The following is a 13582-nucleotide window of genomic DNA, read 5'->3' as shown; positions in this document are numbered from 1 at the left end:
GAATAGGGGATCGGCCCGACGATCCCCCGCGAAGCGGTAACAGCAGCCCTCCAGCAACCGACAATGGGGATAGCTCGCTCGATGGTGTCCGCATCTCCCGCATCCGCAGAGGTTCCGATATGACAGACCGTCTCGCGCTCGGCCTCACCGTCGGTGCATCCCGTTCAGTGGCCGTCGCGACGGCGGCCGACGGCGGTGCACCGGTTGCCGTGATCCAGCGACCCACCGCAGTAGAAGTAGCGACGACCGCGGGTCCCGCGGTGGTGGTGGAGGGGTTCCTGTCCCGGGTGGGCGACCCGGTGCGCATGCTCGCGCAGGACGGTTCGAGTCATGTGGCCGCCGACCTGGTAGCGGCGGCAACGACCCGTTTGATCGCCGATATCTCCGATGTCGACGCGGCGGTGGTGTCGTGCCATCCGGGTTGGTGGCCCGATGTTCGGGTGCAGGCCGTGCGCGCGGCGTTGGACAACGCGGGCGCAGGCGCGGTGGTGCTCGTTCCCGAGCCGTTGGCGGTGGTTCGTCGCTATGAGATCGAGCGCGGACTCCTCGACGAAGGCGCCCTCGTGGTCTACGACCTCGGTGCCAGCGGCCTGACCGTCTCGGTCGTCCGGACGGGTGAGAAGTCCGGTTTGCTCGGCGTCGCGGCGCACAGCGCGGAGATCGCGGGCTCGGAATTCGATTTGCTGACAATGCGCTACGTGCTCGGTCACGCGCTCGGTGACAAGGAGATCGACCCCTTCGATCCGGTGGTCGAGACCGAGCTGGCCGCGCTGCGCGAACGCTGCCGCACCGCGAAGGAAGCGCTGTCGCTCGATACCGCGGCGGTGGTCTCGGTGGGCGCGCTCGCGGCCGACGGCACCGGCCAGGTGCGCATCGTGCGCAATGAACTAGAGGACTTGCTGCGCTCGGATGTGCGGGATTCGCTCGAACTGGTTCACGAGGCGGTGCAGCGCGCCGGTGTCGGACTCGCCGATGTGGCGGCTGTCCTGCTGACCGGCGGCGGCGGCGCGATTCCGCTGGTCGCGGAGCTGATCTCGGCGGAGTTCGGGCTGCCGGTGGTGGCGTGTGAGGACCCCGCGACGGCGAGCGCGGCGGGTGCCGCGGAGTTGGCCGCGGATCTGCTGGCGGCCGAGGCCGACGGCGCGGCGCCGCTGCTGGTGGACGGGATGTTCGCGAGCGCGTCGGGTGTCGCGGGGCTCGCGACAGCTGAGGCCGATGATTCGGTGATCGAGCTCGAGCCGACGGGTAAGCACGCAACGCCCGAACACCCGGCAGCCGAGCCCGCGGGCAGACACGCGGCGACGGAGGTGTCGCTCGTGAAGACCTCCGAGATCGCCACCGCGGAGCCCTTCAGCGACATCACCGCACTCGCCGACATCGACGACGACGAGCCGGCCCCGCCGTTCGTCACCAAGAAACGCCTGGCTGTCGTCGCCGCGGCGGTCGCGGTCTTCGGTGCGCTGACCGCGGGAACCTTGGCCGTTGCCCCCCAGTTCGCCACTCCGAGCGTCCCCGAGACGACCACCAGCGGCACTCCGGTCGCGAATATCGATTCGCCGGTTTCCGTTGCGGTCACCCCACCTCTCGGCGCCGACGGCAAGCCCGTCCTCGGCACCCCGACTCTCGATGCGACCGGCAAACCGATCCCCGGCGCCCCCACTCTCGATCCGACCGGCAAGCCCATCCCGGGCACCACCGTCGACGCGACCGGGCAGCCGGTGGTCGGCGCCCCCACTCGCGACGCCACCGGCGCGCCGATCGCCCCCGGCACCCAGAGCGCGCCCCAGAGTCAGCAGCAGGTCCAATCGGGTGGTTCGGCCCCCGCTCAGGGCGGTCAGGCTCCCGCCCCGCAACAACAGCAGGCGCCCGCTCCCCGTCAACAGCAGGCACCCGCCCCGCAACAACCGGCCCCGCAGCAGCCCGCCCCCCAGCAGCCCGCTCCGCAACAGCCCGCTCCGCAACAGCCTGCCCCGCAACAGCCTGCGCCCCAACAACCCGCGCCCCAACAACAGTTCCCGGCCCCGAATGTCCCCAATGTCGGCGCGGTTCCCGGCCAGGTTCTCGACGGCGCGGGCAATGTTGTCGAAGGCGTCACCGGCCTGCCCGGTGGACTGCTCGGAGGAGGCAATTGAGCACCATCGCGCTCGACACCATGCCCAATGCCCGCGAAGTCCTCCGTTCGGTCGACGCGGCTCCTGACCGACCGGTCGTCCTGCTCCTGTCCGGCCGTTCCGGTACCGGAAAGTCCGTTCTGCTCGAGGCGGTGCGCCAACGCCTGCGCGGCCGCGGCCTGTCCGTGATGGCGAGCGCCCCCACCGCAGCCGACAACGGCGCGATCGTGGTGGCCGACGACCTGCACACCATGCCCGTCGAACAGCTCGATGCTCTGCGCGCCGAGATCGAATCCGGCACCAGATCGTTCATCTGCGCCATGCAGCCCCGCCCCCATCACCCCGCGCTGCGCGCCCTGTGCGAGGCCGTCAACCGGCACGGCCGCACGGTGGAACTGCGCGCTCTTGGCTGCGGCGATATCGGTTCGTTCGCCAGGGAACTCGGCGTCACCGTCCCTCGCCCGCTGGTCACCCACATCCACGATCGGACCGCGGGCGTGCACGGCGGCGTGGTCGCGGCCTTGCTCGCCGCGGGCACAGCTCGCCTGGACGCGGGTTTCGCCGCGGTCGACGAAGCCTTGATCGGCTGGACGCGATCCCAGCTCGCCGGCGCCGACCCGGCCCTGCTCGACACCCTCGTCGTCGCCGCCACCGGGACCGGCCTGGACGCGGGCGAGCTCGCCGAAGTCCTCGGCATCGACCTGCCCCTCGCCCACGATCTGCTGGCAAGGGCCAGAGCGTGCTCGCTGGTCACCGACGCCGATCTCCTGCTGAGCGCGGCCGTCCCGCAGCTGCGGGTCATGCTCGGCGACCGCCGTTTCGTCGCCGTCCAGAAGCGCCTGCTCGACACCCGTCTCGCCGCGGGCCTGCTGCGCGACCACACCGCCCTGCTGCTCGCCGAATCCGGTGTCCACGACGAGCGCCTTGCCGAATTCCTCTGCCGCGCGGCCGAGCACAACAGCGCCGAGGCGGCCCGCTACTACCGGGCGGCCGTCGCGGCGGGCACCGACCCCCGCACGATCGCCCTGGCCTGGGCCGAAGCCGCCGCCCGCGCGGGCGACGACGAGACCGCCCTTCGCCTGGCCGAACCCCTCCTGGAAAGCGCTGACAACACCGACCTGGCCGTCGCGGTCCGCATCTGCGCGAGTGTCCTCACCCGCCGCGGCCTGGTGACCAGGGCCGCCGCCCTGTACCGCTGGCTCGGCGCCGATCGCGTCGGTGCCGACTGGGCGGTCGCGACCACGGTTCTTGTCCTGGCGGGCGACGGCGCCGCGGCGGCTGACATGGCCACCGACGCCGACAAGTGGCCGCCCACCCAGGCCGCCGCGGGCGCCCGCCTGGCCGCCCACGCCCTGCTCGCTTCCCTCGACCCGCACGGCGCCGGCACCGCCGCCGCCATCTCCGAACTGGTCCAGGCCGCCCATACCGGCGACGGCGGGACCACCCCGTGCAGCGCGGTCACCGCCGCCGCGCTGCTGAGTCTGAGCGCGGGCGAGCCCCGTCGCGCCGGTGACGCGATCCGCGCCGCCGCGGGCTCGGGCCTGCAACTGCCCGTCCTCTCCGCGTGGACCGCCCTGCGCATCGGCGACGAATGCCTGGCCACCGAAACCTTGGCGAAGATCGACATCGCCACCCTCCCCCCGCGCGACCGGCTGCTGGCCCACGCCCTCACGGTCGGTCTAGCCCGCCGCAGCGGTGATGAGAAGGCCCTGCACAATGCCTGGACCGCCGCGTTCCCGCTGTTCGACGAGGTCGATGTCGACCTGTTGAGCCTGGTCCCCGTCGGCGAACTGTGGCTGGCGGGCATCGGCCTGCGCGACGAGGGCCGCATCCAGCCCATGGTCGATTCCGCGATGGCACTGATCCGCAAACTCGGCCGCGCCCCCGCCTGGACCAATGCCTTCCACTGGTACGGCGTCCAGGCGGCCATCGCGAAGTCCTCGCCGCAGAACCTGCTCCCGCACGCGCACGCGTTGAAGAACGCCGCCGCCGACGGCGATCCGCACGCCGCCGTCCTCGCCGACGCGGGCCGCACCTGGCTGCTGGTCCTGCGCGGCCAGATCAATCTGGCGGCCGTCCAGTCCGCGGTTCTGGCGCTGGCCGCCCAGGGCCACACCTTCGACAGCGCCCGCCTGGCCGGTGACACCGCGCGCGCCGTCGACGACCCCGCCGCCGCCAACGCACTGCTGAAACTGGCCCGTTCTGTCCGCATCCCCGCCCGCCCGGATCAGGCCAGGACCAGTACCGACGACCCCCAGACCGGCCCACAGCAGGTGATCGAACCGCGCGCCCTCAGCGACCGCGAGCGTGAGGTCGCCGAGCTGGTGCTGCTCGGTCTGACCTATCGGGAGATCGGCGCACGGCTGTACATTTCCGCGAAAACCGTGGAGCATCACGTCGCGCGAATCCGACGTCGAATAGGCGCGCGCTCACGATCGGAATTACTGTCAATGCTGCGCGCGATGGGACACGGCCAACTGCTGGTGTGACTCGCGCGGATGATGTCGACGCCGAGTTGAGGGGTGTTCCGCCGATGGCCACTGGGGTCGGCCTGCGTATCGCCGATGATGAATGCATCGCCGCGGTGGTCACCGAGGACGGCACGGTCGAGGTGATCGAGCGTGCCTGCGTGCTGCACATGTCCGACGACGGTGACGCCGCCCTGGGCGGACCCGCGCCGACCGGGCACGCCCATTCGATCGACGGGTTCGTGCGCGCGATCGGTGATCCGGCCGGTGTCGATGTCGACGGCGGCGAGGCCTATCGCGCCGAGGATCTCTTCGCGACGGCCATGTTCTGTCTGATCGACCTGACCACCGAGCACCTGAGTGGTCCCGCCGAGTTCTACGCGACCCATCCCGCGGGCTGGTCGACCGAGGTCGTGCGTGGGGTGCGCGAGGCGCTGGACTATCTGGGTTTGAAGTCGGTGGCCCTGCTCGGCGAGGACGAGTTGCCCCAGCCCACCGACGGCGCCGATCCGGGCAAGACGTTCGCCAATGCCGCTGCGCAGGCCGCGCTGGTCGCGGTGCTGGCGACGCCGGCGGGCGCGACTCCGCCCGATCCGATCGTCACCGAGAACGCGGGGGTGTCCACCGATGTGATGCCCGCGGTGGCATCGCCGATGGTGACCGCGCAGGCGTATTCCGCGGCGCCCCCGGTGTCACCGTTGCCGACGAAGGGGATGTCGCCGATCGCGCAGGCCCCGATCACCGCGGCCCCGATCGCCAAGGCGGACAAGCCGATCCGCAGCAAGACCCCGTTCCTGATCGCCGCCGCCGCACTCATCGGCCTGCTGCTCGGTGGTGTCGCGGTGTCGACCCTGCTGCGTGATGCCGAGACCACCCCGCCGCCCGCGATTTCCGATGCCCGCCCGGAAACCCCGACGCCGACTCCGGAACCCGCGCTGCCCCCGCCGCCGCCGGTCGTCACGACCACGCCCGCCCCGGTCACCACCGAACCGGAGCCGGAAGCGACGACCACCACCGAGGCGCCGCCGACGACCACCCCGGAACCGACGACCCCACCGACGACGACCGCGCCCCGCACCACCACTCGTCCGCTGCTGCCGTTCGGGACCGAGCTGCAGGCGCCGGTGCCGATCCCGGGCTATCGCTGAATCCAGCAGCCCGACCGTAACCGCGCCAGCTCGGCGAGCGTGCCCTAGAGTGATGCGCTGACCGACATGATCGCCGCCGGCGGTGTTCTCGGTCACTGGTTGTCGACGAAGGGATTTCATGCGCAAGTTGGTGGCGCGTCGCGCCGCGGTCAAGGCAGCCTCCGCCGGGTTCGCCGCGACTGTTCTACTCGCACCCCTGCTCGGATCCGGTATCGCGTCCTCGGAACCTGCTGCGCCACTACAACTTTCAGCTGATGCGCTACCCGGCGCATTGGTGACCGCGCTCGAGCGTGATCTGGGTATGTCGCCGTCGGAGTACCTCGATCGCGCCGCCCGCGCCCAGCAGCTGCGCGACTACGCGACCGATTTCCGTGCCTCGCATCCCGACACCTTCGCCGGCGCCTGGCTCACCCCCGAGGGCAAGGCCGTCGTCGCCACCACCGACGCCGAGGCGGGCAAGCTCGTCACCGCCGCCGGCTACCAGACCCACCTCGCGCCGATCTCAGCCGGTGGACTGGAAGGCGCACTGGTGCAACTGAGTCAGTGGATCGCGAACCTGCCGCCCGCGCTCTCCGCACCGATCAGCTCGATCGCGATCGACGTGCTCAACAGCCAGCTGGTGCTCAACGTGGCCAACACCGGCACCGGCCACATGCTCAACCTGCCCACCCTGATCGCCACCATCAAGGTGGTGCTGCAGCCCGGCGGCGGCGGTCCGGTGGAGTACAAGCCGATGGGCGGCGACACCTACATCACCGCCACCAAGGACCTGCACGACGCGGGCCTGCGCGGTGTGGACGTGTGCTCGTTCGGTTTCAACAGCACCGACGCCGCGGGCAACGCGCTCAATATCTCCGCGGGCCACTGCAATCCGAATGTCGACAACGGCGGCGCGGCCTCGGTGTACGTGCCGAACGTGCGCGACATCCCCAACAGTCCCGAGGTCGGCACCTTCGCGCGCGCCGTACTCGGCGGGCCCGCCTCGCTGGACTACTCGGTGATCAAGCTCAACGAGCGCGCGGTGAACGCGGGCATGGACCAGCCGCGCGTGCGCGGCGCCGAGGGCACCACGCTCACGCTCACCGGCACCGCCGAACCGGTCACCGGCGCACCGGTCTGCAAGACCGGCCAGTCCTCCACCTTCACCTGTGGTTTCGTCTCGGCCGATCATGTGGAGACCCAGCTGTTCACCGAGGAAGGTGTCAGCAAGACCATCCGCGGCTTCGCCAGCACCGCCTGCACCCTCGGCGGCGACAGCGGCGGCGCAATCGTCTCGGGCACCCTCGCCCTCGGCATCACCAGCGGTTCGAACGCCTCTGGCGCACCCAACTGCACCGAGGCCAACACCCAGCTCGCCCCCTACGGCGGCACCGCCTCCCTCGGCGTCGCGATCCGGCCCATCCTGGCCGACATCGAAGCGTCCTCCGGCGGCGGTCTCGGCAGCGGAATCATGGTGCGCACCAAGACCAACGCGGGCTGAGCGGGGACGAATCACCGACCGGACCGGGGGTGAGCGAAATCTCTTGCCCGGTCCGAGTAGGCATAAGTCGCTCGAGCCCATATAGTTCGGACCATGCTCCTGCCACGTATGGGTCGTACCCCGTCCGCGCGAAGCTCGAGAAGAGCTCGGAAATCCCTGATCGCCGCTTCGGCGGCGTTTCTTTTGTTCGGCCCCACGATGGCGGTTGCCGAAGCGCAGCCCGCAGATCTGCCCGCTCAGCTCATCGAAGCGGTCACCCGCGATCTGAAGATCTCGCCCGACGAGTACCTGCGCCGCGCCGACGTCGCCCAGCAGGTCGCCGCGTTCTCCACCACCGCGCAGCGTCAGTTCCCGCAGGTCTTCGCCGGTTCCTGGCTGAACGATCAGGGCAACGCCGTCGTCGCGCTGTCGCAGGGCCCCGGCGCCGACCAGGCCCGTGAGGCCGCGCAGTCGGCCGGTTTCGAGGTCCGCAACGTCGCCAAGAGCGAGTCGACCCTGCGCGGGGAGAAGACCGCGTTCGAGAACTGGCTCGCCGCAGCCCCGCCGGAGATCTCCGCGCTGGTGCGTGGCGTCGTCGTCGACACCGTGAACAACGCGATCGCGGTCCGCGTGCAGCAGGCCGGTCTGCCGCTGCCCAGCTTCATCGACCCCGCCCGCGTCATCGTCACCGCCCCGCCGGTGGCAGGCGAGCACGTCGACCTGACCGCCACCCCCGTCGCCGGTGACGGCCACGGCGCGCTGGCAGGCGGCGACGGTTACGCCTCGGTGATCGGCCGCAGCTCGCTGCGCTGCTCGCTCGGCTTCAACGGCACCGACCGCGCGGGCAACGTCGTCAACATCTCGGCGGGCCACTGCAACCCCGAGATCGAGTCGGCAGGCACCGGCACCGCCGCCGCCATCTACGAGATCGTCGGCGACAAGGCAGGCGCCCAGCTCGGCACCTTCGGGAAATCGGTGCTCGGCGAGCAGGACTACTCGATCATCCGCGTCAACGACAACGCGCGCGCCCGCTTCGAGAACAACCTGGTCCGCATCCCCGGCCAGGCCCCCATCGCCGTCGACGGCGTCGCCACCCCCGTGGTCGGCGCCCCCGTGTGCAAGTCCGGTTCGCGCACCGGCTTCAGCTGCGGCGTGATCAACGGCGTCGACCAGACCGTCCAGGTCGGCGACCGCCAGCTCACCCAGAGCTTCTCGGCGAATATCTGCGCCCTCCCCGGCGACTCCGGCGGCCCCATCGTCACCGGCCGCCTCGCCCTGGGCATCTCCAGCGCCAGCTCGGTAGCCGACTACCCCATCTGCGAGATCCCCAACATCATCGGCGCCATCACAGGCGACACCCCCCAGCTCTTCGCCCAGCCCCTGAGCGTGGTCCTGTCGGACAACCCCGGCTTGTCGGTCAGAACCAACTGAGTAACCCCCTGTAGGCACAGAGCAGCCTAAAGAGGCCGGTAGCAATTGCGCTACCGGCCTTTTGGCTGTCTGTACCGCCTCCCCGAACCTTCAGCGTGTCGTCCGGTAGTCGACTGTCAGCTCTCGGCCTTCCGCCACGCGCGTGGCGGCTACGAAGCGGCTGGGAGTCACCCATGTCCTCACCACACCCCGTTCCCACATGACCGCACCAACCCAGCCCCCCACCTGCGACCCCTAGGGAGCAGCGGCCACGAAGTGGCCGGTCGCGGCCGGGTCGCGACTCGAGCGCGCCAGCGCTCCAATAAACACAGCGTCAAACCTCTGGGACAACCAGACCCCGAACCCCCGCCACACAACACCACCCACGACCGCCAACCAACAAACCCCACACACAGCAAAAGGCCCCGCTCCCATAAAGAAGCGAGGCCTCACGCAGTACAAAGGGCCGCAGCCCACGCAACCTACTTAGGCTTGTCAGCCCAAACAGTCGTGCCATCCGGAGCCTGCAGCACCTGCAGCAGCTCCCAACCGGTGACGGCCATCGTCGGCCCACCGATAGCGATCATGCCCACGATGCCACCGACAGCAGCACCAACGGTCAGACCCGGGATGCACCCGACGGGAATGGTGACAACGCAACCGATCAGCGCGCCGACAGCAGTGCCGACGAACGTACCGATCGCGGTACCGATGCTGAACTTGCTGGAGAAGTCGTTGATCGCCTTCTGGTTCTCCTGCGCCGAAGCGATGTCCTTGAGGACCGGCTTCGGGCTGACCGTCTGGGCAGTGACATCCACACCGGCAGGCTTCTCCGGGGTGATCTCCAGAACGGTGGAGTCGCTGACGACCTCAGCCTTGGTCGGGATCTCCGCGCCACCGATGGTGAAGGCGATCGGCAGCGCGATCACCACATCACCGCGGGTGTCCTTGATCTCGGCGATCTTGGTCTTGGGCGCCTCAGGGGTCGCACCGTCCTGCTCGATGATCGAGAAGGTGCCGTTCTTCACGGTCGCGACCACGGTCTTGTCGACCAGCTTGACCGAGTACTTGATGTCCTGCGGTGCCTCTTCGGCATGAGCAGTGCCCATGGCCACGGTCATCGCCCCGATTACCAGTGCGGCAGCCGTAGTAGCCCTACGGAAGTTCATTCAGGTTCCATTCATCAGGTGTGGTGCGGTGTAGTGCGATCGAGCGACACGCGAGACTCGTCAAGTAGGGATTTCTATGAGATGTCCCCTACTTCTCCCCGAGCAGTGTGAAGACCGGCACAACATGCAGAACAGCTGGAGCCTAATGGACCGAAACGCCGGAAGCCACACCACATTTCAGGGGGCATGTAAGCCTGACCTTAGCTTCGCCGCAGTTCACGCACGGTTTACGGTGTTCAGCAGGCGCTTCGGGAACCCCGCAGCAAACATTTTTGTGATATTGCTCACAAGCAATCCGCAGGTCAAATCCCAGTAAACAAGGTCAGAGCACAAATGCCGATCCTACGGTGGACAGCATTAGTTACTGGCCGGTAACTTAGTGGCGGTTACGATACGTCCAACCGGGTGAGGTCTCCTCGCCCAGACCGCGTGTTGCCTCGAAAGAAAGGTCGCGACATGAATGCCCTGACTATCACGTTGGGCACGATTGGAGCTGTGCTCAGCCTGTTCTGTTGGGCGTCGTTTATCGGCGGCGCCTGGAACATCGGCAAGGCCATCACCATCGGCCAGTCAGCTCCCGATCGCTGGCGACCGTTCTTCCCCCGGTTCAAGCACATGTTCATCGAGGTCGCGGCACACACGCGGATGAACAAGTTCCGCACCGTCGGCTGGGCGCACTGGCTGGTCATGACCGGCTTCATCCTCGGCGCGATCCTGTGGTTCGAGGCCTACGGCCAGACCTTCGACGGCTCGTTCCACTGGCCGATCATCGGCAACTGGGCGATCTACCACCTGGTCGACGAGATCCTCGGCATCGGCACCGTGGTCGGTATCGGCGCGCTGATCATCATCCGTCAGCTCAACCACCCGCGGATCCCCGAACGCCTGTCGCGTTTCAGCGGCTCCAAGATGGCGCCCGCCTATGTCATCGAGACGATCGTCTTGATGGAAGGCCTCGGCATGATCTTCGTCAAGGCGGGCAAGATCGCCACCTACGGCAACGGGCACGCCTCCACCGACTTCTTCACCATGCAGATCGCCAAGCTGCTGCCCGCGAGCCCGACCATGGTGTCGATCTTCGCGTTCATCAAGCTGATGTCGGGCATGGCCTTCCTGTACCTGGTCGGCCGCAACATCACCTGGGGCGTGGCCTGGCACCGTTTCTCGGCCTTCTTCAACATCTACTTCAAGCGCGAGGCCGACGGCAGCGTCGCGCTCGGCGCGGTCAAGCCGATGATGTCCAACGGCAAGGTTCTCGACATGGAGAACGTCGACCCCGAGGTCGACAACCTGGGCGCGGGCCGCATGGAGGACTTCTCCTGGAAGGGCTGGCTCGACTTCACCACCTGCACCGAGTGTGGTCGCTGCCAGTCGCAGTGCCCCGCCTGGAACACCGGTAAGCCGCTCTCGCCGAAGCTGCTGATCATGTCGCTGCGCGACCACGGTTACGCCTCGGCCCCGTACCTGCTGGCCGGTGGCCGCAAGGACGCCGCCGGCGACGAGATCGGTCTGGTCGACGCCGACGGCAAGCCCGACGAGGCCGCCCTGGCCAAGATCCCCGAGGCCGCGCGCGCCGAGGCCGATCGTCCGCTGGTCGGCCCCGAGGACCTCGGCGGCATCATCGACCCCGAGGTCCTGTGGTCGTGCACCACCTGTGGTGCCTGCGTCGAACAGTGCCCCGTCGATATCGAACACGTCGACCACATCATCGACATGCGCCGCTACCAGGTCCTGATCGAGTCGGAGTTCCCGTCCGAGCTGGCCGGCCTGTTCAAGAACCTCGAGAACAAGGGCAACCCGTGGGGCCAGAACTCCAAAGACCGCCTCAACTGGATCAAGGAAGTCGACTTCGACATCCCCGTCTTCGGTAAGGACGCCGACAGCTTCGACGGCTACGAGTACCTGTTCTGGGTCGGCTGCGCCGGCGCCTACGAGGACCGCGCGAAGAAGACCACCAAGGCCGTCGCCGAACTCCTCGCCACCGCGGGCACCAAGTTCATGGTCCTCGGCGCGGAGGAAACCTGCACCGGTGACTCGGCTCGCCGCGCGGGCAACGAGTTCCTCTTCCAGCAGCTGGCCCTGCAGAACATCGAGGTCATCAACTCGGTCTTCGAAGGTGTCGAGCAGTCGAAGAAGAAGATCGTCGTCACCTGCGCCCACTGCTTCAACACGCTGAACAACGAATACCCGCAGGTCGGCGGCACCTACGAGGTCGTGCACCACACCCAGCTCCTCAACCGCCTCGTGCGCCAGAAGCAGCTGGTCCCGGTCGCGCAGGTCTCCCAGCAGATCACCTACCACGACCCCTGCTACCTGGGCCGCCACAACAAGATCTACAACGCCCCGCGTGAGCTGATGGAAGCCTCGGGCTCGACCCTGGTCGAAATGCCCCGCCACGCCGAACGTTCCATGTGCTGTGGTGCCGGTGGCGCCCGCATGTGGATGGAAGAGCAGCTCGGCAAGCGCATCAACGTCGACCGCGTCGACGAAGCACTCTCGACCAACCCGACCAAGATCGCGACCGGCTGCCCGTTCTGCCGCGTCATGCTCAACGACGGCGTCACCGCCCGTCAGGAGCAGGGCCAGGGCGAGGGTGTCGAGGTCGTCGACGTCTCGCAGCTGATGCTGGACTCGATCACCCGTATCGATGCCGAGCAGCTCTCGGCCAACCTGGTCGTCATCCAGGAGCCCAAGGCCGAGCCGGAACCCGAGCCCGAACCGGAACCGGTCGTCGCCGAGGTCGCGACCGAAGCCGCTCCGAAGGCCGCGCCGACCGGTGGCGGTCTGGGTATGAAGGGTGCCCCCGGTGGTGGTCTGGGCATGAAGGGCGCCTCGAAGGCACCCGGCGGCGGACTCGGTATGAAGGGCGCAGCCAAGGCTCCGGGCGCGCAAGCGCCTGCCGCCGAAGCAGCTCCCGAAACTGCCGCGCCCGCCAAGGGCCTCGGTATGAAGGGCGGAGCAAAGGCTCCCGGTGGTGGCCTCGGCATGAAGGGCGCCGCCAAGGCCCCCGGCGCGAAGGCCCCCGCGGCCGAAGCAGCTCCCGCCGCTGACACCGCCGCCCCCGCCGCTCCGGTCAAGGGTCTGGGCATGAAGGGTGGAGCAAAGGCTCCCGGCGGCCTCGGCATGAAGGGCGGCATCAAGGCCCCCGGTGCGAAGACCCCCGCAGCGGCTCCGGCCGAGGCGGCGACTTCCGCTGAAGCCCCCGAGGTTTCGGCAGCTACTGAAGCCACCGAGGCTTCGGCCCCCGCCGAGTCCAAGCCGTCGGTCCCCGCCAAGGGCCTGGCCATGAAGTCCGGCCTGAAACGCCCGGCCCCCAAGGCCCCCGGCACCAAGCCCACGGCACCGGCTGCTCCGGCAACCGCCGCCGAAGCTACCCCCGAGGTTTCGGCCCCCGCCGAATCCACCGCGGCCACCGAGGCGTCGGCACCCACCGAATCCAAGCCCTCGGTACCCGCCAAGGGCCTGGCCATGAAGTCCGGCCTCAAGCGCCCCGGCCCGAAGGCCCCCGGCACCGCGGCAGCTCCTGCCGCCGCACCGACCGAGGCTCCCGCCACCCCGGCTGAAGCCCCGTCCGAACCGGAAACCTCCGCACCGGAACCGCCCGCTCAGCCCGAAGCCGCCAACGGCAACGGCACCCCGGCAGCCCCGCCGACCGCCAAGCCAGGCGGCCTCGGCTTCAAGTCCGGCGCAAAGGCTCCCGGCCGCAAGAACTGAACACCCTGAACACCCAGTGAGGCGCGGTTTCCCCGGAACCCGCGCCTCACTGCTGTCAGCACCGATCGCCGTCCCGCATACCAGGAACCGTCACCGCGAGCGT

At 68.9% G+C, this 13582-nt stretch carries 7 protein-coding genes; 6 read left to right on the top strand and 1 reads right to left on the bottom strand.

The window, feature by feature from the left end:
* The first annotated feature begins 119 nt into the window (after nt 1–119).
* The 5 genes from ACFWUP_RS09655 to ACFWUP_RS09635 all read left to right on the top strand — a co-directional run bounded on the left by ACFWUP_RS09655 (nt 120) and on the right by ACFWUP_RS09635 (nt 8617).
* The gene (locus ACFWUP_RS09655) at nt 120–2132 is read left to right on the top strand and encodes an Hsp70 family protein (RefSeq protein ID WP_379232565.1); all 2013 of its coding nucleotides are present in this window, start codon (nt 120–122) and stop codon (nt 2130–2132) included.
* Nucleotides 2129–4600, top strand: coding sequence for a LuxR C-terminal-related transcriptional regulator (locus ACFWUP_RS09650; protein WP_379232563.1), 2472 nt, complete (start codon nt 2129–2131; stop codon nt 4598–4600). The genes ACFWUP_RS09655 and ACFWUP_RS09650 overlap by 4 nt, the downstream gene beginning before the upstream one ends.
* A gap of 44 nt (nt 4601–4644) precedes the next feature.
* On the top strand, nt 4645–5727 hold the full coding sequence (locus tag ACFWUP_RS09645) for a hypothetical protein (protein ID WP_379232561.1): 1083 nt from the start codon (nt 4645–4647) through the stop codon (nt 5725–5727).
* A gap of 118 nt (nt 5728–5845) precedes the next feature.
* Nucleotides 5846–7207: a S1 family peptidase gene (locus ACFWUP_RS09640; RefSeq protein ID WP_379232559.1), complete on the top strand. Its 1362-nt coding sequence runs from the start codon at nt 5846–5848 to the stop codon at nt 7205–7207.
* A gap of 198 nt (nt 7208–7405) precedes the next feature.
* Complete coding sequence (locus ACFWUP_RS09635; RefSeq protein WP_379232557.1) at nt 7406–8617, top strand: S1 family peptidase; 1212 nt, start codon at nt 7406–7408, stop codon at nt 8615–8617.
* Between the two features lie 461 nt (nt 8618–9078).
* On the opposite strand, the gene ACFWUP_RS09630 is transcribed toward ACFWUP_RS09635, so the two are convergent.
* Nucleotides 9079–9765 (bottom strand): hypothetical protein, encoded by a 687-nt coding sequence (locus ACFWUP_RS09630; RefSeq protein ID WP_379232556.1) that lies wholly within the window; start codon nt 9763–9765, stop codon nt 9079–9081.
* A gap of 456 nt (nt 9766–10221) precedes the next feature.
* Between ACFWUP_RS09630 and ACFWUP_RS09625 the strand changes: the two genes are divergently transcribed.
* On the top strand, nt 10222–13479 hold the full coding sequence (locus tag ACFWUP_RS09625) for a heterodisulfide reductase-related iron-sulfur binding cluster (RefSeq protein WP_379232554.1): 3258 nt from the start codon (nt 10222–10224) through the stop codon (nt 13477–13479).
* Nucleotides 13480–13582: the final 103 nt, after the last annotated feature.

The organism is Nocardia sp. NPDC058658 (assembly GCF_042716665.1).
Taxonomy (GTDB): Bacteria; Actinomycetota; Actinomycetes; order Mycobacteriales; family Mycobacteriaceae; genus Nocardia.
The sequence above is the reverse complement of the archived record's forward strand: the minus strand, read 5'-3'. Positions and strand labels throughout refer to the sequence as shown.